The sequence below is a fragment of the Trabulsiella odontotermitis genome (genome assembly GCF_001297775.1).
GTDB lineage: Bacteria > Pseudomonadota > Gammaproteobacteria > Enterobacterales > Enterobacteriaceae > Trabulsiella > Trabulsiella odontotermitis.
Map to the genome: position 1 here is coordinate 336,333 of NZ_LIFX01000005.1, position 20,797 is coordinate 357,129.

The window sequence follows — 20,797 nt, forward strand, 5'->3', positions numbered from 1 at the left end:
TTGAGGGAAGATTATGATGCGCAATACGCTGCTGGCTGCGGCGCTAACGCTGACGGCGTTCGCCGCTCAGGCCGACTATCAGTGCAGCGTCACCCCACGTGACGATGTGATTTTGAGCCCGCAAACCGTCCAGGTGAAAGGGGAGAACGGCAACCTGGTCATCACGCCCGACGGCAACGTGATGTACAACGGAAAACAGTACAACCTCTCTGCGGCTCAACGTGAGCAGGCCAAAGATTATCAGACCGATTTACGCAGTGCGCTGCCGTGGATCGACGAAGGCGCCCGCTCCCGCGTCGAAAAAAGCCGCGTGGCGCTGGATAAAATCATCTCTGAGCAGGTCGGTGAAAGCAGCAGCATGCGTGGCCGCCTGACCAAACTGGACGCCCAGTTGAAAGAACAGATGAACCGCATCATTGAGCATCGTAGCGATGGCCTGACGTTCCACTATAAAGCCATCGATCAGGTGCGCGCCGACGGCCAGCAACTGGTGAATCAGGCGATGGGCGGCATCCTGCAGGACAGCATCAATGAAGTCGGGGCAAAAGCGGTGCTCAAAGGTGGCGGTAACCCGCTGCAGGGCGTTTTAGGTAGTCTCGGCGGGCTGCAAACCGCGATCCAGAACGAATGGAAAACGCAGGAAGATGATTTCCAGAAGTTCGGTAAAGACGTCTGCGGGCGCGTGGTCTCCCTGGAAGACAGCCGTAAGGCGCTGGTAGGAACGCTGAAGTAGTCAATTATCCGGCTTTCCGTTTTCGGACAGAAAGCCGGTAATTCGGAATTCATTTATCCTTCGCGAAGGGGCATCTCTTTTATCCTGTGTGGCGTCATTCATACCCCACAAGGATATTTTCATGAGAATACAGGGAATCGTTACCGCTTCATTACTCTTCTTTGCCTCGCTGACGGCGTTTGCAAACAGTAATGCCCCCACTTATCCGGTGATGAGCCAGCAGTTCAGTGAACAGTACAACGGTCTCTTTCATCTTGACGCCATCAACCTCGAACGCCTCGATGCCCTGGGCAATCAGGCGACGTATTCGGTAAAAGGCGATATGTCGGCGACGGAAGATTTGTACGCTATCGTCGGGATGGCGGCAGATTATCAACTGGTGGAAAAAACCTGGACCAAAGGCAAGCCGGTGAAGTTTTCCGCCATGATGACCGCGACCGGTACACCTGAATCCGGCTGGACGACCTCCTTCCTCTCCATGCAAGCGGCGGCGAAAAACGTCGGTCATCCGCTGGAAGACGTGGATAATCAGGATAAGTACCTTATCGTCAATGACTTTGGTTTCGATGCGCGGCTGGCGAAAATTAATGCCGACTATGCATCGCTGAAAGCCAGACAACAGGTGTCGCTGACCCGGCAAAAAGAGCTGGAGGACGAGATCGCCACGCTCGAAAAGCAAATCAATGCCAGCTGGGGAGAAGATAAAAACGGTAAACCACTGAGCCGGGGCGACGTGCAAAGCGCGTTGCTGCAGGAGTTGTATCAGTTTGGCAAAGACAACGATCCGCTGAAATTTGAAAACCACTACAACGCCACCGTCTACGAACCCGCGCTGGAAGCCTGCCAGAAAAAACCAGACTGTGATGCGACGCCGTTGCGAAAAGCGCGGGATCTCGCGCTGAGCGACCAGCAGCGCAAGTATTCGGTGCAGTTCAAAATCATGAGCGACAAGATCAAGGACGAAATGGCGGCGCGGGATGACACGCTCCAGCCGTTGCGGCTTAAACAGGGCGAATTGCGCACCGAGCTGATGAAACTGAATACCAGTAGCGACGAGATGCAGCGCCGTTTAGAGCGCTGGGACCGCGATATCGCTTATCTGCGCCGCAACGGCGTTATTCACTAGCGGGTGCGCTGTTCTCACGCCTCGTCGGCGAGGAACAGCTCCAGCAGCGAATTGAGGAACAGCTTACCGTGTTCGGTGATTTTCCAGAATTGCGCGTTCTCGGTGATATACCCCTGCGCCAGCGCCGCGTCGAGTTGCGGGCGAATCGACGCCTCCGTTAAACCGGTGTAGCGTGCGAATTCGGCGCGGGGAGCGGGCTCCAGCAGACGGAAACGGTTCATGAAGAATTCGAACGGTTTGTCTTCCGTTGCCACGTCGTGCTGGCGCTCAAGATAACGGCCTTCCATATAGCCACGCGGGTGGCGGGTTTTGGCCGTGCGCAGAATACGCCCATCCGGGAAGGTCACTTTGCCGTGCGCACCGCAGCCAATCCCCAGATAGTCGCCGAAGCGCCAGTAGTTGAGGTTGTGCTGACACTGGTAGCCCGGTTTCGCATAGGCCGAGGTTTCGTATTGCTGATACCCGGCCGCCGTCAGCAACTGATGACCCTGCTCGAAGATGTCCCACAACGCATCGTCGTCAGGCAGTACCGGCGGGCGCGAACCAAACAATGTGTTCGGCTCAATGGTGAGCTGATACCAGGAGAGGTGCGGCGGATCCAGTTCGATGGCCTGGCGCAAATCATCCAGCGCCTCGTCGAGCGTTTGATCCGGCAAGCCGTGCATCAGATCGAGGTTAAAACTGCGCAGCCCGAGGCCACTCGCCAGCCGTGCAGCACGCTTTGCCTCTTTCGGCCCGTGAATACGCCCCAGACGCTGCAATTTTGCCTCGCTAAAGCTCTGCACGCCGATGGAAATACGGTTGACTCCGGCACGCTGGTAATCGGTAAAACGATCTGCCTCAACCGTGCCGGGGTTTGCTTCCATGGTGATTTCCGCATCCGCAGCAAGATTCAGGCGCGCGCGAACGCCATCAAGCAGGGTCTGCATCGCTTCACCGGAAAGCAGGCTCGGCGTACCGCCACCGATGAAAATCGTCTTTACTTCGCGGCCCTGCGCCAGGGCGACATCTGTATCCAGATCACGTAACAGATGCTGAACGTAGTCGTCGTGCGGCACCTCGCCCTTGAGCGCGTGCGAGTTAAAGTCGCAGTACGGGCATTTCTGCACGCACCACGGAATGTGAATGTAAAGACTCAGCGGCGGTAAATCAGCCATTGCGTAATGTTTCCAGTAACGTTTTCAGTGCCTGACCACGGTGGGAAATGGCAATTTTTTCTTCGTGAGTCAGTTCAGCGGCAGTTTTGCCTTCTGACGGCACAAAGAAGATGGGATCGTAGCCAAAACCGCCCTGACCGGCAGGCTCACGGGTGATCACGCCCGGCCAGCGTCCGTGGCATACCAGCGGAGTGGGATCCTCAGCATGGCGCAGGTAGACCAGCACACAGTGAAACTGCGCCTGACGCTGCCCATCCGGGACATCCTTCAGTGTTGCCAGCAGTTTTTCCAGATTCTCACGGTCGGTCGCGTCCACGCCTGCGTAACGAGCGGAGTAAATGCCTGGTGCGCCGCCAAGCGCATCAACCGCCAGACCAGAATCATCGGCAATCGCGGGCAGGCCGGTAATCTGTGCCGCATGACGCGCTTTCAGAATCGCATTTTCGATAAACGTCAGACCCGTCTCTTCCGCCGAGTCTACGCCGAGCTCCGTCTGAGCGACAATATTGAGGCCAAAATCGCTAAGCAGCGTAGCCAGTTCACGCACTTTACCGGCGTTACCGGTGGCGAGGACAACTTTTTGCATGGGATATCCTAATTTATCAGCGCCGCGACGTCAGTCGGGATGTTTTGCGGATCGATAATTTTAACGTGCTTATGACGGCCAAGTTCGCCTTTTTCAATAATGACCTGGCTTTTTGCTACCCGAAACTGTTTGGCGAGGAATTTTACCAGATGCGCGTTAGCCTGACCGTCGACAGGCGGGGCGGTGATGGCGACTTTTAACTCGTCGCCATGCACGCCCACAATGCTGTCCCGGCTGGCTTTCGGCTGAATGTACAGCCGAAGCACCAGCCCGTCGCTGCAGGGGGTGACTGCACTCAAGCCCAACTCCAGATGATCGCCAGCGGCATGGAAATGTTGGTCAGCAGTTCGCCAGCGCCCATATTGATGACATACATCAGCAGCACGAGGATCATCGGTGAAAAATCGATGCCACCCATGGACGGCAGGAAGTTGCGGATAGGTCGCAGCAGCGGATCGGCCAGTTGCATCAGCACATATTCCACCGGGCTGCGCCCCTGGCTGACCCAGCTCATGATTGCCATCGCCAGCAGCACCCAGAAGATCAGCGAGCCCAGCGTTTTGACCAGCACCAGCAGCGCGGCAATCGCAATGGCGGCACCGCCAACGGAAACGTACGGACAGAAATAACCTTTAATGGCGCAGAGGATCAGCGCAATCAGCAACGAGGCGCTGTCAATCGGCCCCATCGACGGCAGAATGCGGCGCAATGGCCCGACGACAGGTTGGGTGACCTTCACGATGAACTGGGAAAAGGGATTGTAAAAATCACACCGTGCCCACTGCATCCAGATACGAAGCAACAGCACCATCGTGTAAATCTGGAGAACCAGAGCTAACAAAGTGGACAAGGTAATCATGGCGTTCCTCAGTTTCCTTTATTTTTTTGTGTAATCACGCGCACCAAAAATGGCGGTGCCGATGCGTACCATTGTGCTACCTGCCGCGATAGCAGCGTCCATATCATCCGACATGCCCAGTGAGAGCGTATCGACTGTCGGGTAGCGTGTTTTCAGTTCGGCAAATGCTACAGCCATTTGTCGGGCAACGGCAAACTGCCTTTCGTATTCAGCTTCTGGCGCCGGAATGGCCATCAGACCGCGAAGCCGGATGCCAGGTAATTCAACGATCTCTGCCGCCAGCGCGTCCAGTGATGCCAGCGGAATACCGGATTTGCTCTGCTCATCGCTGATATTAATCTGAATCAGCACGTTGAGCGGCGGCAGATGCGCAGGCCGCTGTTCGCTTAAGCGGGTGGCAATCTTCAGACGATCGACGGTATGGCACCAGTCAAAATGCTCAGCCACCAGACGACTTTTGTTGGACTGCAACGGACCGATAAAGTGCCACTGCAGATCGCTGTGACCGGCGTCCTGAAAGTAGCGGATCTTATCTACCCCTTCCTGAACGTAGTTTTCACCAAATGCACGCTGACCTGCAGCGATGGCGTCTTCGATGGCGCTCGCAGGTTTTGTTTTACTGACTGCAAGCAGCGTAACTTCTTCTGAATCGCGGCCGCATCGTGCCGCGGCGGTCAGGATTTTGTCCCGGACCTGTGCCAGGTTATGCGCAATGTCGTTCATTTTTGCTGGTGGGTATATGGATATACAAGAAATCGTGGAGCTTAGTGTAAAGCATAATGTCTCGGATCTACACCTGTGCAGTAGCAGACCGCCGCGCTGGCGTCGGCAGGGGCGGCTGGAACCCGCGCCGATCCCAGCGCCTGATGTCGAATCACTGCTTGCAGGCTGGCTTTCGCAGGAACAACGCACAGCGTGGCAGGCTCATCAGCAGACGGATTTCGCTGTCGCGCTGGCTGACGGCAAACGCCTGCGCGCCAGCGCATTTGTCAATACGCTGGGTGTGTCGCTGGCGTTGCGACTGTTGCCGGAGCAGTGCCCGCAGCTGACAACGCTCGCTGCGCCGCCCGCGCTGGAAAATCTGTTGCATGAAGAGAGTGGGTTGATCCTTGTGACAGGGGCGACCGGTAGCGGAAAATCCACCACTCTCGCGGCGATGGTGAATCACCTCAATCATCATCTGGACGGGCATATTCTGACGCTGGAAGATCCGGTGGAATTTATTCATCACAGCGAGCGTTGTCTGATCCAACAGCGGGAACTGGGAACACACTGCCTGTCTTTTGCTGACGGGCTACGCGCCGCGCTGCGTCAGGATCCCGATGTAATCCTGCTTGGCGAGCTTCGCGATCGCGAAACCATCAAACTGGCACTGACGGCGGCGGAAACGGGGCATCTGGTGCTGGCGACCCTGCACACCCGAAGCGCCGCCTCGGCGGTAGAAAGACTGGTGGATGTTTTCCCGGCACAAGAAAAGGAGCAGGTGCGCAGCCAGCTGGCCGGGAGTCTTTGCGCGGTGCTGGCGCAAAAACTGGTGGCAGATAAACAAGATGGCCGGGTGGCGCTGTATGAACTGCTGGTCAATACACCCGCTGTCGCCAACCTGATTCGTGAAGGGAAGGGGCATCAGTTGCCAGGCGTAATGCAAACCGGGCAGCAGTCCGGCATGCAGACCTTTACCCAGAGTTACCAACAACGGGTCGCCGCAGGACGAATTTAATCCGTGAATTTGATGGTCATCAATTTCATAAATTATATTTTTATATTATTAATTGCAGTAAATCATTATTGATATAAATATATATACGTAATGAAATGGAATGAAACATAAAAAATATTGATGTTGAAATGTTGTTGTGGCGAATTTTTCATGTCATGGGATATTCCGTCTTTCCGGCAATATCCCTCGGGCTGCTGGTTTGTCGAATGATGGCTGATGAGATGGTGATGAACAAATTACGAGCAATCCATTAGATTGCGTTGTGATTAGTGAAAAAGAAAGCGTGATATCTTTTGACTATTCTCATGCGTTCGTTCTATTCTAAGTATGGAAATAGGATGTTTCCTATAAAATATTGTTTCATTTTTACTGTTATTTTTTATTACTTTGTTTCATTTAGCCACCATGAAGGTGATCGTTAACTAAGGAGAGTTTAAATGATTGATATGTCTAACAAAATACAAGCCGTGCGGCACCTGTTACTTATTACCCATCCTTCCGTGCAGGCAAATACGTTTGCTTCATACCTTTCTGATTTACTACAGATTTCCGTCGAAGTTCACAATATTAATAAGCCCCTGACACACCGTCTGCCAAAAGGTGTGGTGGTGTTATTTGATATCGCAATATCCAACAAAAAGCTGAATGGCATCTGGCGGGATCTTATTCGTACTCAGGCTGATGCGCCTCGTCTGTTAATTATCAATAGCGCGCAGAAGTATGAGTTATACGAAATGACACAATGGCCTTCGCTGTATGGTGTATTCCGCCACGACGACGATGAATCGCGCTTATTTGAAGGAATTCGCGCAGTGTTAAATGGTGAGCAGACGGCAGAACTGAGCGTGATGCATCCGGCGATGTATGCCGCGGATAATCATGCTGATGCCGATGATAATGTTCCGCTGACCGAACGCGAGTGCGAGATCCTCAATGAATTACGTCACGGCGCGACGAACATGGATATCGCCCGGGCCTTGTTTATCAGCGAAAACACCGTACGCACCCATTTGTATAATGTTTTTCGTAAGCTAAGCGTGAAGAACAGAACCCAGGCGGTGAGCTGGGCGAATGAGCATTTACGTCACTGACTGTGATGGTTACCGGGTGCCATGGGCGCACCCGGAAAGACTTAGTAGCCCTGCTCAAAAAAGCTTTCCAGGATGATCACCGCGGAGGCGGAATCAACGCTGCCTTTGTTAAGCGCCCGGAAGCCGCCGCGTTCAAACAGCCCGGATTTTGCTTCCACGGTGCTCAGGCGTTCGTCATGCAGCGTGACCTTTACGCCAAAGCGGCCATGAATTTTGTTGGCGAAATTGCGCGCACGGGCGGTCAGCGGTTGTTCCGTTCCGTCCATATTCAGCGGCAAGCCGACAATCACGTTTTCTGGTTGCCACTCTTTCAGCAGGCGTTCAATGCTGTTCCAGTCAGGCGTACCGTCCTGCGCTTTGAGCGCATTCAGCGGACGTGCAGTGCCCGTAATTCGCTGGCCTACCGCCACGCCGATGCTTCTTGTGCCAAAATCAAAAGCCAGGAATGTTCCACTCATTATGCATGTCCCGCCACGCCCGGCATGGTCAGAATATCGATGCCAATCAGTTTTGCGGCCTCTCGCCAGCGGTCAGCGATGGGCGTTTTGAACAGAATATTCAGGTCCGCCGGGGCGGTCAGCCAGGCGTTGTCGAGGATTTCCTGTTCCAGTTGTCCCTTCTCCCAGGAAGAATAACCGAGCGCCACCAGTACCTGAGTCGGCTGTTCCGCGGTGCCGAGCGTTTCAAGCACATCGCGGGACGTGGTGATCACAGTATTGTCAGAAATACGGATGCTGGAGGAGAAATCAGAGGGCGGCGTATGAAGGATAAAACCACGATCTTCAGCCAGCGGACCCCCGAGCATCACCGGCTTATCCAGGCGGACGGCGGGATCGCGCGGTTCAGGAACAATCTTCAGTTTTTCCAGAATGCCTTCAACCTGAAGATTTTCCAGCGGTTTATTGATGATAATTCCCATGGCGCCATCATCATTGTATTCACAGATATAAACGACAGAGCGACGGAAGATCGGATCCTGAAGCGCAGGCATGGCAATAAGAAAGTGGTGCTGTAAATTCATTGTCAGAGGTTCTGTGTCCTGTTTAAAAAAGCAGCACCCAGTATGCTGGATAAGCCAGGGTGCTGTCGAGCGCGGGCGGTTTCCTTTTGCCCGCGTAGTTTACTTCGCCAGACGCTTTTCGATAGCATCCATCAGCATACCGGTGATGGAGATCGGAAATTCTGCTTCGATTTCGCGAATGCAGGTCGGGCTGGTGACGTTGATTTCGGTCAAACGGTCACCGATGATATCAAGACCAACGAAGATAAGTCCCTTCGCTTTCAGCGTTGGGCCTACTTTTCGGGCAATTTCCCAGTCGCTTTCCGTCAGCGGACGCGGTTCGCCGCGACCACCGGCTGCCAGGTTGCCACGCGTTTCGCCGCCCTGCGGGATGCGCGCCAGGCAGTAAGGCACCGGTTCACCATCAACCACCAGCACGCGCTTGTCACCGTCTTTGATAGCTGGCAGATAGTTTTGCGCCATGCAGTAGCGGGTACCCAGTTCTGTCAGTGTCTCAGCAATCACCGCGATGTTCGGGTCGCCCTCTTTAACGCGGAAAATGGACGAACCGCCCATGCCGTCCAGCGGTTTCATGATGATATCGCCATGCTTCTGCCAGAAGGCTTTCAGTTGAGTTTTGCTGCGGGTGACCAGCGTTTCCGGCGTCAGATCAGCAAACCAGGCGGTGTACAGTTTTTCGTTACAGTCGCGCAGGCTCTGCGGCTTGTTGACGATAAGCGTCCCTTTCTCTTCCGCGCGCTCTAAGATGTAGGTCGCGTAGATGTATTCGGTGTCAAACGGCGGATCCTTACGCATCAGGATCACGTCGAGATCGGCAAGCGCCAGATCCTGCTCGTTGTTGAATTCGTACCACTTGTCATAGTTGTGCTCAACGCTGAATGTGCGCGTACGCGCGCGGGCTTCACCGTTGATCAGATACAGATCGTTCATCTCCATATAATGGAGTTCATAACCACGACGCTGTGCCTCCAGCAGCATAGCGAAGCTGGAGTCTTTCTTGATGTTGATGTTCGCAATGGGATCCATCACGATGCCTAGCTTAATCATTATCGTTCTCCATTAAAGCATCAGCCCAGGTCGCCAAAACGCACTTGCAGCGCGGTAATGGCGGTGAGCGCGGTGGTTTCTGTACGCAGAACGCGAGGTCCCAGCAGGATATCAGTAAACTGATAACGCGCGGTCATGGCGATTTCATCCGCCGACAGCCCGCCTTCCGGGCCGATCAGCAAACGCACACGTTCAACCGGCAACGGCAGCGTGTTGATGCTCTGGCTGGCGCGCGGGTGCAGGTTCAGCTTCAGGCCGTCGTCCTGCTCGGCGCACCAGGCTTCCAGATCCATCGCCGGGCGAATTTCCGGCACCTGGTTGCGGCCGCACTGCTCGCATGCCGCAATGGCGATTTTCTGCCACTGCTGGATCTTCTTATTCAGGCGTTCAGCATCCAGTTTAACGCCGCAGCGTTCAGAAAACAGTGGCGTAATGAGGCTTACACCGAGTTCGATCGATTTCTGGATAGTGAATTCCATTTTTTCACCGCGCGACATCACCTGACCTAAATGAATATGGAGCGGCGACTCGCGATCGTCCAGGGTGGCATGTTGAACGCTGACCCGGACGCTTTTTTTATCCGCCTGAATGATATCGGCATCAAACACCTGATTACTGCCGTCAAAGAGTTGTACCTGCTGACCGGTGGTCATGCGCAGCACGCGGCCAACGTGGTTTGCCGCATCATCGGAAAGGGCAATCTGACTGCCCACAGTGATGCTTTCAGGGTGATAAATGCGGGGGATGCGCATAGCTGTAGATATCCGGACTCTGAATTTACAATGGCCGCTAGTGTAGGTTAGCTCTTTTGCGGCTGGCAAGCGCGCTGGACGTATGGGTTATGGTTGCCCTGCATTTTTGCGATGCGCGCATCGCGCTGGCACTCCCATTCCGTTACCGGATTCTGTTTCGCCCAGGCGGTGAATAACTGCGTCTGCTGGCGGGAGAGCGTGAGCTGATAGCGATCACGCATATAGAACCACGTCCGGGCGATACTGCCACGGGCGCGCGGTGGTGGCTCGGCGCGTTTGTTTTTAAAATCGACCTTCATGGCGCACTGACCGTACTGGCCTTCGCCGCCGTTCCACTGGCTGTACATGAAGTTTCCGCGATCGCCATTCACCTCGCCGACGGCGGGCTGCAGGTTATGCATGTCGCTTTCCATCTGCCGGTAGACGGGGTCTTTCGCGCAGTTTTTACGTCCACCGTCCTGCCAGCACTGGCGCTGGTGACCGAACTGCCACGCGGGAACCACGTGTTCCCACTCAATGCGGCTGGCGCGGTTTTCATTTTTACGCACTTTATAGCCGCAGGAGTCGAGGTCGACGATCCCTTTCTTTCCCTGCCAGTTAATTTTGCAGCCGCAGTAAAAATCGCCCGGCGCATCGGCATTTACCTTTACCCCTGCAGCTTTAGCCTGCGAAAAACTATGAATGCCTGCGGCCAGAAGAGGACCAGAAAACGCTGTCGCCAGGCAGGCAACGGCAAAAAACACAGTACGGGACATCACAAACTCCGTTTTAAAGCGAGTCTGCAACGTAACGAAAGATGTTCAGGGATGCAATCAGTTAGATCATGAAAGTTCTTGATAATTCTGGCGGTTATTCCGACATCAGCGTTTCGCCGCACTGCGCGCAGCGATAGACAGCCTCGCCACGCACCACCCGATTATGCCGCCGGACGGTGAGTTGATGTTGCTGGCATTTGCAGCGGTAGGGGAAGGTATTGGTACGTACTGAACCAAGCTCAAACTGGTGTGTGCGTCGGGCCGGGACGCCGAGCACGCTCTCCATCATCCATTTCCACTCTTTGCCGTGCGGCGCCACGCGGCCAAAGGTTTTCCACACCAGCAAATGCGCCAGTTCATGGGGAACGACTTCGTCGATGAATTCCTGCTCATTTTCCATCAGCAGTACCGGGTTGAGGCGAATTTCGTAGGTTTCCAGCCACGCGGTACCGGCCGACGTGCCGCGCTGATGGTACACCAGTTTCGGCTCCGGGTAGTTGCGGCCAAGCTTCAGGTTGGCCTGGGCCAGTTTATCGCGCAGACAGCGCATAACGGCTTGCTGAGTTGCGATAGGGATACGCTGGGTTTTCATAACGCCAGAGAATAATTCGATGCAGGGGGGAGTGCAATAAGAAGCTTCCCCCCATACGGGAGGAAGCGGGGGGAGGTTAGTCGTGGGCGCCAATTTCACGTAAAGGGCGACCACGCATCAGGTTGCGTTCGATGTGCTCCAGCGACACGTGTTTGGTTTCCGGCACCAGCCACAGCGTCAGAACAATGAACAACAGGTTCAGGCCACCGTACACCCAGAAGGTGTTGGCGTTGCCGAGCGAGTTGAGCATCGTCAGGAAGGTCGCGCCGACAATCATGTTGGCGATCCAGTTAGTGGCGGTAGAGCAGGTGATACCGAAATCGCGGCCTTTCAGCGGCTGGATCTCAGAACACAGTACCCAAATCAGCGGACCGGCACTCATCGCAAAACCGATGATGAACATCAGCAGCATCGCCACGGCAAAGTACTGCGCAGTGGTGGAGTGGATGCCGATATGCATCATCGTACCGAGCACGCCCATACCTGCCGCCATCACCAGGAAACCGAGGATCAGCGTGGGTTTACGCCCCCAGCGGTCAACGAGACCGATTGCGATGAACGTCGCCAGCACGTTGGTCAGGCCGACGATCACGGTGCCCCACATCTGTTCGTTGGTATTGGTATACCCCGCCAGTTCAAAGATTTTTGGCGCGTAGTACATGATGACGTTCATCCCGGTGAACTGCTGCATCACCTGCAGCAACACGCCGAGGAACACCGCACGACGGAAGTTGGTGTTCTCTTTGAACAGTGCCCAGCCGGTCTGTTTCACTTTCAGGCTTTCGCGGATCTCTTCGAGCTCGTTACGCGCTTCGGCACTGGTGTCGCGCAGACGCAACAGTACCCTTTCGGCATCGTGGAAGCGCCGTTTCGCCGCAAACCAGCGCGGACTGTCCGGCAGAAAAAAGACGCCAATCAGCAGCAGGATGGCCGGGATGATAATGACGCCGAGCATCCAGCGCCAGGCTCCGCTGTAGCTGAACGCGGTATCGGATAAATAGGCGCCGAGGATCCCGATGGTGATCATCAACTGGTACATCGAAATCATACTGCCGCGGATTTTTTCCGGCGCGATTTCGGAGAGGTAGAGCGGTGCGGTGTAAGACGCCACCCCCACAGCCAGACCCAGTAATACGCGGGAGAGAAGCAGCACTTCAACGTTTGGCGCGGCGGCTGAAAACAGCGAACCTGCCACAAACAGAATTGCGCCAATCATCAGGCTCTTTTTACGCCCGAGGCGGTAAGAGAGCCAGCCGCTGCCCACGGCGCCGACGGCGGCACCAAACATCATTGAACTGACTACCCACTCTTGCGTGTGCGCGTTGATCTGGAACTCATCGGTGATAAAGGGTAACGCCCCTGCGATGACACCAATATCAAGGCCAAACAGTAATCCCGCCAGGGCTGCGAGAAAACAGACAAAAAACGTCATCGCCTTGTTAGAACGCCCCTGTTTCTGATTGCCAGGCATTATGCCCTCCGGTTGAATTATCAGTTTTGTCGATTTTAAGGGTAGGTCAGGATGACGCTTAATAGTGTGATGAGCATCACAATGGTGTAATCGGTTACATTACAATGCATAAAGTGATTGTAAAAATAGATAAATAAATCAGTGATATATAATGTATTGAAAGCGCGGAAAATGCCATTTTTCGGAGTTAACTTAAAAATTGTGTAACAACGCAATAAAAGCATTGAGAAGGGAATGAAAGCGAGAATAGCTGGTGATAACGCGTGGTGTAATCGTTTTCACTTGCTTCAGCGAAACGGCAGGCGAAGCGAAAAACGCGGTGCGTATTTAATAATAGCAGCAATAAAAAAGGCCAGCATAATGCTGGCCTCTTAACGCATAAAGCAGGTGAATTATTTCAGACCGGCAGCGTCACGCAGCAGTGCGGCTTTGTCGGTTTTTTCCCATGGGAAATGTTCGCGACCAAAGTGACCGTATGCAGCGGTTTCTTTGTAGATCGGGTGCAGCAGATCCAGCATCTGGATCAGACCGTACGGACGCAGATCGAAGAATTCGCGGACCAGCAATGTCAGTTGCTCGCTCGGTACTTTCTCAGTACCGAATGTTTCCACCATGATGGAGGTCGGTTCTGCCACGCCAATGGCGTAGGAAACCTGAATTTCACAACGATCTGCCAGGCCTGCCGCAACGATGTTTTTCGCGACATAACGCGCCGCGTACGCTGCAGAACGGTCAACTTTAGACGGATCTTTACCGGAGAATGCCCCACCGCCATGGCGTGCCATGCCGCCGTAGGTATCAACGATGATTTTACGGCCTGTCAGACCACAGTCGCCCATCGGCCCACCGATAACAAAACGGCCGGTCGGGTTGATGAAGAATTTGGTCGACGCGTTCAGCCACTCTGCTGGCAGAACCGGTTTGATGATCTCTTCCATCACCGCTTCCTGCAGCGATTTCTGATCGATATTTTCCGCGTGCTGAGTGGACAGCACGACCGCATCAATACCGGCGATTTTGCCGTCGTCATACTGGAAGGTGACCTGGCTTTTCGCATCCGGGCGCAGCCACGGCAGCGTGCCGTTTTTACGCACTTCAGCCTGACGCTGCACCAGACGGTGCGCGTAGGTGATCGGCGCTGGCATCAGTACGTCGGTTTCGTTGGTGGCGTAGCCAAACATCAGGCCCTGGTCGCCCGCGCCCTGTTCCAGCGGATCAGCACGGTCAACACCCTGGTTGATGTCCGGAGACTGTTTACCAATCGCGCTCAGAACCGCGCAGGAATTGGCGTCAAAGCCCATATCGGAATGCACATAGCCAATTTCGCGGACGGTGTTACGGGTGATCTCTTCGATATCAACCCATGCGCTGGTAGTGATTTCACCACCGACCAGCACCATGCCGGTTTTGACGTAGGTTTCACAGGCAACGCGTGCTTTTGGATCCTGCTCGAGGATCGCGTCCAGGACGGCGTCGGAGATTTGGTCAGCAATTTTGTCTGGATGCCCTTCAGATACGGACTCGGACGTAAAGAGGTGTTTTGCCATGTTTTATTTCACCTAAGGAGAGTACGTTAAGCTCAAACTTTTGTATCCGTTAACTTTTCTGGATGATTCCGCTAGCACTGCGGTAAATAGTCACAAGAAGTCTGAGTGTTAATCAGTATAGATGGATTAACATCTGGATGGCTATTTTAGGTGATTTATTCATCGGATTGCCAGTTTTTTTTGATGCAGGTCGCAATCGATGACAAAAACGCGCTGGAAATTTTTCCTGACAGCGGTGGCAGAGTGTGCATTTTTATTTTGCATTTTGCCCCGGTTATCGGTATAAAACGCCGCGCGCGGCTTATGCAAAAAAGCGCACGGTGAAAATCATCGTGATGCCACTTCCAGCCGGGTTAAGCAGTGAACTATTAGCTTTGGCTTGTCGCTGGCCTCAGAGGGTTGGCGTGGAGGTGATACGAAAGAATGAACCGTCGTTTTCCGCTGAATCAGTCATGCCGTTCTGGCATGCCTTTAATTCCCGCAACCTGCATCTCTAATTTGCAAACCTGCCGATGTTCTACCCATCTCGGCGCTTCTCAGGATTCCAGGGCCGGTAAGGCGTTGTGAAGACTGAACAAGGGCGCTCTTGTTCCGACAAGAGTTTTCTCGTGGTTTCTCCGGACGGTCATAATTAGTCCGGGTCTGTGTTTTACAATGATATGAACATGAAACCGGTCGCACGGCCGCAGACTCAGCACACTGTGCTGGGAAAACGCGTCGTTAATGGGTTGTTATCGCAATATTACACTGCGATAGTAGTCAACTGTTTTACACTTAATAAGACAATTTGAGGTTCGCTATGTCTGACGACATTTCTATGGTTTCGCCTTCGTCAGCAGGCGAACAGGGTGTACTACGTTCCATGCAGGAGGTTGCGATGAGCTCCCAGGAAGCCAGCAAGATGCTACGTACTTACAACATTGCCTGGTGGGGCAATAACTACTACGACGTCAACGAACTGGGACACATCTCCGTCTGCCCGGATCCTGATGTGCCGCAGGGGCGTGTCGATCTCGCCGAGCTGGTGAAAGCCCGTGAAGCGCAGGGGCAACGTCTGCCTGCACTTTTCTGCTTCCCGCAGATCCTGCAACACCGTCTGCGTTCGATTAACGCCGCGTTCAAACGTGCGCGCGAATCCTACGGCTATCACGGTGATTACTTCCTGGTTTATCCGATCAAGGTAAACCAGCATCGTCGCGTCATTGAGTCGCTGATCCACTCCGGCGAACCGCTGGGTCTGGAAGCCGGTTCTAAAGCGGAACTGATGGCGGTACTGGCGCATGCCGGGATGACCCGCAGCGTGATCGTCTGTAACGGTTATAAAGACCGTGAATATATTCGTCTCGCGCTGGTAGGTGAAAAGATGGGCCACAAGGTCTATCTGGTCATCGAAAAGATGTCCGAAATTGCCATCGTGCTGGAAGAAGCCGAGCGTCTGAATGTGGTGCCGCGCCTTGGCGTGCGTGCGCGTCTGGCCTCTCAGGGTTCCGGTAAATGGCAGTCTTCCGGTGGTGAAAAATCCAAATTTGGCCTGGCGGCGACGCAGGTGTTGCAACTGGTGGAGATCCTGCGTGACGCAGGGCATCTGGAAAGCCTGCAATTGCTGCACTTCCACCTCGGTTCACAGATGGCGAACATTCGCGATATCGCGACTGGCGTACGTGAATCCGCGCGTTTCTACGTCGAACTGCATAAGCTGGGCGTTAACATTCAGTGTTTCGACGTCGGCGGCGGTCTGGGTGTGGATTACGAAGGCACCCGTTCGCAGTCCGACTGCTCGGTGAACTACGGCCTGAATGAATACGCCAACAACATCATCTGGGCGATTGGCGATGCCTGTGAAGAGAACGACCTGCCGCACCCGACGGTGATCACCGAATCCGGTCGTGCGGTGACCGCGCACCACACGGTGCTGGTCTCAAATATCATTGGTGTTGAGCGCAACGAATATACCGTGCCTGCCGCACCGGAAGCGGACGCCTCCCGCGCGCTGCAAAGCATGTGGGAAACCTGGCAGGAGATGCACGAGCCGGGCAACCGCCGTTCGCTGCGTGAATGGCTGCACGACAGCCAGATGGACCTGCATGACATTCACATCGGTTATTCTTCCGGTACCTTCAGCCTGCAGGAGCGCGCCTGGGCGGAACAGTTGTATCTGAATATGTGCCACGAAGTGCAGAAGCAACTCGATCCAAGCAACCGTGCACATCGCCCGATCATCGATGAACTGCAGGAACGTATGGCGGACAAGATTTACGTCAACTTCTCGCTGTTCCAGTCGATGCCGGATGCCTGGGGTATCGATCAGTTGTTCCCGGTGCTGCCGCTGGAAGGGCTGAACCACGCGCCGGAACGCCGTGCGGTGCTGCTGGATATCACCTGTGATTCCGATGGCGCTATCGATCATTACGTCGATGGCGACGGGATCGCCACCACCATGCCGATGCCGCCATATGATCCGGAAAACCCGCCGATGCTGGGCTTCTTTATGGTCGGCGCCTATCAGGAGATCCTCGGCAACATGCATAACCTGTTCGGTGATACCGAAGCGGTTGACGTGTTTGTCTTCCCTGACGGCAGCGTGGAAGTTGAGTTGTCTGACGAAGGGGATACCGTGGCGGATATGCTGGAGTACGTGCAGCTTGATCCCAACACCCTGCTGACGCAGTTCCGTGATCAGGTGAAAAACACCGATCTCGATGCTGCGCTGCAACAACAGTTCCTCGAAGAGTTTGAGGCTGGTCTGTACGGCTATACTTATCTGGAAGACGAGTAACGGTTGATGCCCGGTGGCGCTGCGCTTACCGGGCCTGTGGATCTTACTTGAACCCGTACAAAATAACGGCGATAATTCGCTCTATAAGCAGTAACCCAAATCAATCCCTTCCTCGTCGGGCCTAACGACGCGGAGGGGATTTTTTTTACCGACTTTAGAAGAGGTCATAGCCATGAGTACCTTAGGAAATCAGTACGACAACTCTCTGGTATCTAACGCGTTTGGTTTTTTACGCCTTCCGCTGAATTTCCAGCCGTATGACAGTGACGCTGACTGGGTTATCACCGGCGTCCCGTTTGATATGGCGACCTCTGGTCGTGCTGGTGGCCGCCACGGTCCGGCGGCGATCCGTCAGGTTTCCACCAACCTGGCCTGGGAGCACAATCGCTTCCCGTGGAACTTCGATATGCGCGAGCGTCTGAATGTGGTGGACTGCGGCGATCTGGTTTACGCCTTCGGCGATGCCCGCGAAATGAGTGAAAAACTGCAGGCGCACGCGGAAAAACTGCTGGCGGCCGGTAAGCGCATGCTGTCCTTTGGTGGCGACCACTTTGTGACGCTGCCGCTGCTGCGCGCTCACGCGAAACACTTCGGCAAAATGGCGCTGGTACATTTTGATGCGCACACCGATACCTACGCTAACGGCTGCGAGTTCGACCACGGCACGATGTTCTTTACCGCGCCGAACGAAGGGCTGATCGATCCGAACCATTCCGTGCAGATCGGCATCCGTACCGAGTTCGATAAAGACAACGGCTTCACCGTGCTTGATGCCGGTCAGGTCAACGATCGCACCGTGGACGACATCATCGCGCAGGTGAAACAGATCGTCGGCGATATGCCGGTCTATCTGACCTTTGACATCGATTGCCTGGATCCGGCTTTTGCGCCAGGTACCGGGACGCCGGTGATCGGCGGCCTGACGTCGGATCGCGCCATCAAACTGGTGCGCGGCCTGAAAGATCTGAACATCGTCGGGATGGATGTGGTGGAAGTGGCGCCAGCCTACGATCAATCTGAAATCACGGCACTTGCCGCAGCCACGCTGGCACTGGAAATGCTTTATATCCAGGCAGCCAAAAAAGGCGAGTAATCGGACTATTTTACTCGCCATTTTGAACCCGGGCAGTGCTCGCCATCCTCACGTACTACGTGTACGCTCCGGTGGCTGTGCGCTGTCCGGGCTCAAACTGGCTTCGCCAATAACGTCCGATGCCATTAGATATGTGATTATTTAATCCCGTCCGCCTTCATACGGTCACGTACGTGTTGTGCACGCTCAGCGGAGGCCGGGTGGTCGTCAAACATGGAGCTCTGGCGACCGGCATCCAGTTTCGCCAGTTTTTCGAAGCTGGTGGCAAGACCCGTCGGGTTGATGTTGCGTTTGCGCAGCAGATCATAAGAGTAGTCATCCGCTTCGGCTTCCTGCGTCTGCGAGAACTGTGCGTTCACCAGTTTCTCGCCCAGATCGCCCAGTTGCGACTGTGACAGGCTGCCCACGACGCCACCAGCAGAGGCGGCCGCGACACGCAGGGCATTAGTCCCCAGCGCCACCTGCATGCCTTTCTTCACATGGCCCAGCGCAACGTGGCCCATTTCATGACCGATAACCGCTTCGACTTCGTTATCGTTCATCATGTCCATCAGACCGCTGTAGACGCGGATACAGCCGTTTGCCATCGCAAAGGCGTTGACGTCTTTAGTCACATAGACCTTATAGTTCACCGGCTGACCATTAATGTTGTCGCCAAGTGCCGCGGCAATCTTATTGAGGCGTTTGGTGTATTCGCTGCTGGCAGGCGCGATGGTAGCTTTGCTGTCCAGCTCTTTACAGGACTGGTCGCTTAACGTTTTGACTTGCGCATCAGTGAGTGAATATGCCTGAAAAGCTTCCGCACCGGAGCTTAACAATCCGTTTGAATCCATGTTCTGGCAACCGGTTAGCGCGGTTGCGATCCCTAAGGCGAGTAATGCTGAGCGTATTTTCATCGGTTTATCTTCCGCACGGTGTAGTCATATCAATCTGAAAAGCGGTCCGCAGACAGACAATGCGGATCGTGCCGGAAGTATAAAGAAAATAACGACAATGGCGTGAGCAGATTGCGCAACTTGCGAGCATGATCCAGAGATTTCTGAAGCGGCAAAAGGATGCTCCATGTACATGCTTTGTCGCTTGGGTTACATTGTTCACACTTTTTTCCGGCGTAGCCCAAAACGCGCTGTCGTCAAGTCGTTTCGGGCATGGCCTTCAACAGTCCGATCTGGAGTCAAAATGTCCTCACGTAAAGAGCTTGCCAATGCTATTCGTGCGCTAAGCATGGACGCAGTACAGAAAGCGAAATCCGGTCACCCTGGTGCCCCGATGGGTATGGCTGACATTGCCGAAGTCCTGTGGCGTGATTTCCTGAACCACAACCCGCAGAATCCGTCCTGGGCAGACCGCGACCGTTTCGTACTGTCTAACGGCCACGGCTCCATGCTGATTTACAGCCTGCTGCACCTCACCGGCTACGACCTGCCGATGGAAGAGCTGAAAAACTTCCGTCAGCTGCACTCGAAAACGCCGGGCCACCCGGAAGTGGGTTACACCGCTGGTGTTGAAACCACCACCGGTCCGCTGGGTCAGGGCATTGCCAACGCAGTCGGTATGGCGATTGCCGAGAAAACCCTGGCGGCACAGTTCAACCGTCCGGGTCATGACATCGTTGACCACTTCACGTATGCCTTTATGGGCGACGGCTGCATGATGGAAGGGATTTCCCACGAAGTGTGCTCCCTGGCGGGAACCCTGAAGCTGGGCAAACTGGTGGCGTTCTATGACGATAACGGCATCTCCATCGACGGTCATGTGGAAGGCTGGTTTACTGACGACACCGCGAAACGCTTTGAAGCCTACGGCTGGCACGTGGTACGTGGTGTGGACGGTCACGACGCGGCTTCCATCAAACGTGCGGTGGAAGAAGCCCGTGCGGTGACAGACAAACCGTCGCTGCTGATGTGCAAAACCATCATCGGTTTCGGCTCGCCGAACAAGGCCGGTACGCATGATTCCCACGGTGCGCCGCTGGGTGATGCGGAAGTGGCCGCCACCCGCGAACAGCTGGGCTGGAAATACGCGCCGTTTGAAATCCCGTCTGAAATCTATGCACAGTGGGATGCAAAAGAAGCCGGCCAGGCGAAAGAGTCTGCCTGGAATGACAAATTTGCCGCGTATGCGAAAGCCTTCCCGCAGGAAGCTGCTGAGTTCACCCGCCGTATGAAGGGTGACATGCCTGCGGACTTCGCGGCGAAAGCGCAGGCGTGGATTGAAAGCCTGCAGGCGAATCCGGCGAAAATCGCCAGCCGTAAGGCGTCACAGAATGCCATCGAAGCTTTCGGCCCGTGGCTGCCGGAATTCCTCGGCGGCTCTGCGGACCTGGCGCCGTCCAACCTGACCCTGTGGTCCGGTTCGAAAGCCATCAATGAAGACGCGGCAGGCAACTACATTCACTACGGTGTGCGCGAATTCGGTATGACCGCCATTGCCAACGGCATTGCGCTGCACGGCGGTTTCCTGCCGTACAC

General features: G+C 54.7%; 23 protein-coding genes. 9 read left to right on the top strand and 14 right to left on the bottom strand.

Annotation, left to right across the window (positions count from 1 at the left end):
- The first annotated feature begins 13 nt into the window (after window positions 1-13).
- Together AOY23_RS08935 and AOY23_RS08940 are read left to right on the top strand one after the other, a co-directional pair.
- Window positions 14-733 carry a YggN family protein gene (locus tag AOY23_RS08935; protein ID WP_054178819.1) on the top strand — a complete coding sequence of 240 codons (720 nt, stop codon included), beginning with the start codon at window positions 14-16 and terminating at the stop codon, window positions 731-733.
- Between the two features lie 121 nt (window positions 734-854).
- On the top strand, window positions 855-1,859 hold the full coding sequence (locus AOY23_RS08940) for a DUF1202 family protein (protein WP_054178818.1): 1,005 nt from the start codon (window positions 855-857) through the stop codon (window positions 1,857-1,859).
- Between the two features lie 14 nt (window positions 1,860-1,873).
- Here the strand turns inward: AOY23_RS08940 and hemW are convergent, their stop codons facing one another.
- The 5 genes from hemW to AOY23_RS08965 are packed head-to-tail and all read right to left on the bottom strand — an operon-like array spanning window position 1,874 to window position 5,184.
- Window positions 1,874-3,016 (bottom strand): radical SAM family heme chaperone HemW, encoded by a 1,143-nt coding sequence (gene hemW / locus AOY23_RS08945; RefSeq protein WP_054178817.1) that lies wholly within the window; start codon window positions 3,014-3,016, stop codon window positions 1,874-1,876.
- On the bottom strand, window positions 3,009-3,602 hold the full coding sequence (locus AOY23_RS08950) for an XTP/dITP diphosphatase (protein ID WP_054178816.1): 594 nt from the start codon (window positions 3,600-3,602) through the stop codon (window positions 3,009-3,011). Before AOY23_RS08950 ends, hemW begins: the two co-directional genes overlap by 8 nt.
- 8 nt (window positions 3,603-3,610) lie before the next feature.
- Window positions 3,611-3,901 carry a DUF167 family protein YggU gene (yggU, locus tag AOY23_RS08955; protein WP_054178815.1) on the bottom strand — a complete coding sequence of 97 codons (291 nt, stop codon included), beginning with the start codon at window positions 3,899-3,901 and terminating at the stop codon, window positions 3,611-3,613.
- The gene (locus AOY23_RS08960; RefSeq protein ID WP_054178814.1) at window positions 3,898-4,461 is read right to left on the bottom strand and encodes a YggT family protein; all 564 of its coding nucleotides are present in this window, start codon (window positions 4,459-4,461) and stop codon (window positions 3,898-3,900) included. Before AOY23_RS08960 ends, yggU begins: the two co-directional genes overlap by 4 nt.
- 18 nt (window positions 4,462-4,479) lie before the next feature.
- Window positions 4,480-5,184 (bottom strand): YggS family pyridoxal phosphate-dependent enzyme, encoded by a 705-nt coding sequence (locus AOY23_RS08965; RefSeq protein WP_054178813.1) that lies wholly within the window; start codon window positions 5,182-5,184, stop codon window positions 4,480-4,482.
- A gap of 16 nt (window positions 5,185-5,200) precedes the next feature.
- Between AOY23_RS08965 and AOY23_RS08970 the strand changes: the two genes are divergently transcribed.
- The gene (locus tag AOY23_RS08970) at window positions 5,201-6,181 is read left to right on the top strand and encodes a type IV pilus twitching motility protein PilT (protein ID WP_054179079.1); all 981 of its coding nucleotides are present in this window, start codon (window positions 5,201-5,203) and stop codon (window positions 6,179-6,181) included.
- 437 nt (window positions 6,182-6,618) lie between these two features.
- A complete protein-coding gene (locus AOY23_RS08975; protein ID WP_054178812.1) occupies window positions 6,619-7,272 on the top strand; it encodes a LuxR C-terminal-related transcriptional regulator in 654 nt (217 codons plus the stop codon).
- A 41-nt stretch (window positions 7,273-7,313) separates the two neighbouring features.
- On the opposite strand, the gene ruvX is transcribed toward AOY23_RS08975, so the two are convergent.
- The 8 genes from ruvX to metK all read right to left on the bottom strand — a co-directional run bounded on the left by ruvX (window position 7,314) and on the right by metK (window position 14,457).
- Window positions 7,314-7,730 (bottom strand): Holliday junction resolvase RuvX, encoded by a 417-nt coding sequence (gene ruvX, locus AOY23_RS08980; protein ID WP_054178811.1) that lies wholly within the window; start codon window positions 7,728-7,730, stop codon window positions 7,314-7,316.
- Complete coding sequence (locus tag AOY23_RS08985) at window positions 7,730-8,293, bottom strand: YqgE/AlgH family protein (RefSeq protein WP_054178810.1); 564 nt, start codon at window positions 8,291-8,293, stop codon at window positions 7,730-7,732. The genes ruvX and AOY23_RS08985 overlap by 1 nt, the downstream gene beginning before the upstream one ends.
- A gap of 99 nt (window positions 8,294-8,392) precedes the next feature.
- Window positions 8,393-9,340, bottom strand: a complete 948-nt coding sequence (gshB, locus tag AOY23_RS08990; protein WP_054178809.1) for a glutathione synthase — start codon at window positions 9,338-9,340, stop codon at window positions 8,393-8,395.
- 20 nt (window positions 9,341-9,360) lie between these two features.
- Window positions 9,361-10,092 carry a 16S rRNA (uracil(1498)-N(3))-methyltransferase gene (rsmE, locus tag AOY23_RS08995; protein ID WP_054178808.1) on the bottom strand — a complete coding sequence of 244 codons (732 nt, stop codon included), beginning with the start codon at window positions 10,090-10,092 and terminating at the stop codon, window positions 9,361-9,363.
- A 47-nt stretch (window positions 10,093-10,139) separates the two neighbouring features.
- A complete protein-coding gene (gene endA / locus AOY23_RS09000; RefSeq protein WP_054178807.1) occupies window positions 10,140-10,847 on the bottom strand; it encodes a deoxyribonuclease I in 708 nt (235 codons plus the stop codon).
- Window positions 10,848-10,941: 94 nt separating this feature from the next.
- Window positions 10,942-11,439, bottom strand: a complete 498-nt coding sequence (locus tag AOY23_RS09005) for a SprT family zinc-dependent metalloprotease (protein WP_054178806.1) — start codon at window positions 11,437-11,439, stop codon at window positions 10,942-10,944.
- 76 nt (window positions 11,440-11,515) lie between these two features.
- Window positions 11,516-12,910, bottom strand: a complete 1,395-nt coding sequence (locus tag AOY23_RS09010) for a sugar porter family MFS transporter (RefSeq protein ID WP_054178805.1) — start codon at window positions 12,908-12,910, stop codon at window positions 11,516-11,518.
- Between the two features lie 392 nt (window positions 12,911-13,302).
- Window positions 13,303-14,457: a methionine adenosyltransferase gene (metK, locus tag AOY23_RS09015; protein ID WP_038158165.1), complete on the bottom strand. Its 1,155-nt coding sequence runs from the start codon at window positions 14,455-14,457 to the stop codon at window positions 13,303-13,305.
- Between the two features lie 423 nt (window positions 14,458-14,880).
- On the opposite strand from metK, the gene AOY23_RS23290 reads away from it, so the two are divergent.
- From AOY23_RS23290 to speB, 4 genes are all read left to right on the top strand, one after another.
- The gene (locus tag AOY23_RS23290) at window positions 14,881-15,024 is read left to right on the top strand and encodes a hypothetical protein (RefSeq protein ID WP_456154864.1); all 144 of its coding nucleotides are present in this window, start codon (window positions 14,881-14,883) and stop codon (window positions 15,022-15,024) included.
- Between the two features lie 98 nt (window positions 15,025-15,122).
- Entirely contained in the window at window positions 15,123-15,248 is a 126-nt protein-coding gene (yqgB, locus tag AOY23_RS21695; protein ID WP_418080595.1) for an acid stress response protein YqgB, read from the top strand.
- A gap of 8 nt (window positions 15,249-15,256) precedes the next feature.
- On the top strand, window positions 15,257-17,233 hold the full coding sequence (speA, locus tag AOY23_RS09020) for a biosynthetic arginine decarboxylase (RefSeq protein ID WP_072170964.1): 1,977 nt from the start codon (window positions 15,257-15,259) through the stop codon (window positions 17,231-17,233).
- 172 nt (window positions 17,234-17,405) lie between these two features.
- Window positions 17,406-18,326, top strand: coding sequence for an agmatinase (gene speB, locus AOY23_RS09025; protein WP_038158159.1), 921 nt, complete (start codon window positions 17,406-17,408; stop codon window positions 18,324-18,326).
- Between the two features lie 137 nt (window positions 18,327-18,463).
- Here the strand turns inward: speB and loiP are convergent, their stop codons facing one another.
- A complete protein-coding gene (gene loiP, locus AOY23_RS09030) occupies window positions 18,464-19,222 on the bottom strand; it encodes a metalloprotease LoiP (protein WP_054178803.1) in 759 nt (252 codons plus the stop codon).
- 283 nt (window positions 19,223-19,505) lie between these two features.
- Here loiP and tkt point away from each other — a divergent pair.
- Window positions 19,506-20,797, top strand: a 1,292-nt coding sequence (tkt, locus tag AOY23_RS09035) for a transketolase (RefSeq protein WP_072170966.1), incomplete at its 3' end; no start/stop codon positions are given.

Excerpts from the sequence above, each read along its gene's own strand:
- AOY23_RS08935 (WP_054178819.1), top strand. The coding sequence starts at position 14 with ATGATGCGCAATACGCTGCTGGCTGCGGCGCTAACGCTGACGGCGTTC.
- AOY23_RS08940 (WP_054178818.1), top strand. The coding sequence starts at position 855 with ATGAGAATACAGGGAATCGTTACCGCTTCATTACTCTTCTTTGCCTCG.
- hemW (WP_054178817.1), bottom strand. The coding sequence starts at position 3,016 with ATGGCTGATTTACCGCCGCTGAGTCTTTACATTCACATTCCGTGGTGC.
- AOY23_RS08950 (WP_054178816.1), bottom strand. The coding sequence starts at position 3,602 with ATGCAAAAAGTTGTCCTCGCCACCGGTAACGCCGGTAAAGTGCGTGAA.
- AOY23_RS08960 (WP_054178814.1), bottom strand. The coding sequence starts at position 4,461 with ATGATTACCTTGTCCACTTTGTTAGCTCTGGTTCTCCAGATTTACACG.
- AOY23_RS08965 (WP_054178813.1), bottom strand. The coding sequence starts at position 5,184 with ATGAACGACATTGCGCATAACCTGGCACAGGTCCGGGACAAAATCCTG.
- AOY23_RS08970 (WP_054179079.1), top strand. The coding sequence starts at position 5,201 with ATGGATATACAAGAAATCGTGGAGCTTAGTGTAAAGCATAATGTCTCG.
- AOY23_RS08975 (WP_054178812.1), top strand. The coding sequence starts at position 6,619 with ATGATTGATATGTCTAACAAAATACAAGCCGTGCGGCACCTGTTACTT.
- ruvX (WP_054178811.1), bottom strand. The coding sequence starts at position 7,730 with ATGAGTGGAACATTCCTGGCTTTTGATTTTGGCACAAGAAGCATCGGC.
- AOY23_RS08985 (WP_054178810.1), bottom strand. The coding sequence starts at position 8,293 with ATGAATTTACAGCACCACTTTCTTATTGCCATGCCTGCGCTTCAGGAT.
- gshB (WP_054178809.1), bottom strand. The coding sequence starts at position 9,340 with ATGATTAAGCTAGGCATCGTGATGGATCCCATTGCGAACATCAACATC.
- rsmE (WP_054178808.1), bottom strand. The coding sequence starts at position 10,092 with ATGCGCATCCCCCGCATTTATCACCCTGAAAGCATCACTGTGGGCAGT.
- endA (WP_054178807.1), bottom strand. The coding sequence starts at position 10,847 with ATGTCCCGTACTGTGTTTTTTGCCGTTGCCTGCCTGGCGACAGCGTTT.
- AOY23_RS09005 (WP_054178806.1), bottom strand. The coding sequence starts at position 11,439 with ATGAAAACCCAGCGTATCCCTATCGCAACTCAGCAAGCCGTTATGCGC.
- AOY23_RS09010 (WP_054178805.1), bottom strand. The coding sequence starts at position 12,910 with ATGCCTGGCAATCAGAAACAGGGGCGTTCTAACAAGGCGATGACGTTT.
- metK (WP_038158165.1), bottom strand. The coding sequence starts at position 14,457 with ATGGCAAAACACCTCTTTACGTCCGAGTCCGTATCTGAAGGGCATCCA.
- AOY23_RS23290 (WP_456154864.1), top strand. The coding sequence starts at position 14,881 with ATGAACCGTCGTTTTCCGCTGAATCAGTCATGCCGTTCTGGCATGCCT.
- yqgB (WP_418080595.1), top strand. The coding sequence starts at position 15,123 with ATGAAACCGGTCGCACGGCCGCAGACTCAGCACACTGTGCTGGGAAAA.
- speA (WP_072170964.1), top strand. The coding sequence starts at position 15,257 with ATGTCTGACGACATTTCTATGGTTTCGCCTTCGTCAGCAGGCGAACAG.
- speB (WP_038158159.1), top strand. The coding sequence starts at position 17,406 with ATGAGTACCTTAGGAAATCAGTACGACAACTCTCTGGTATCTAACGCG.
- loiP (WP_054178803.1), bottom strand. The coding sequence starts at position 19,222 with ATGAAAATACGCTCAGCATTACTCGCCTTAGGGATCGCAACCGCGCTA.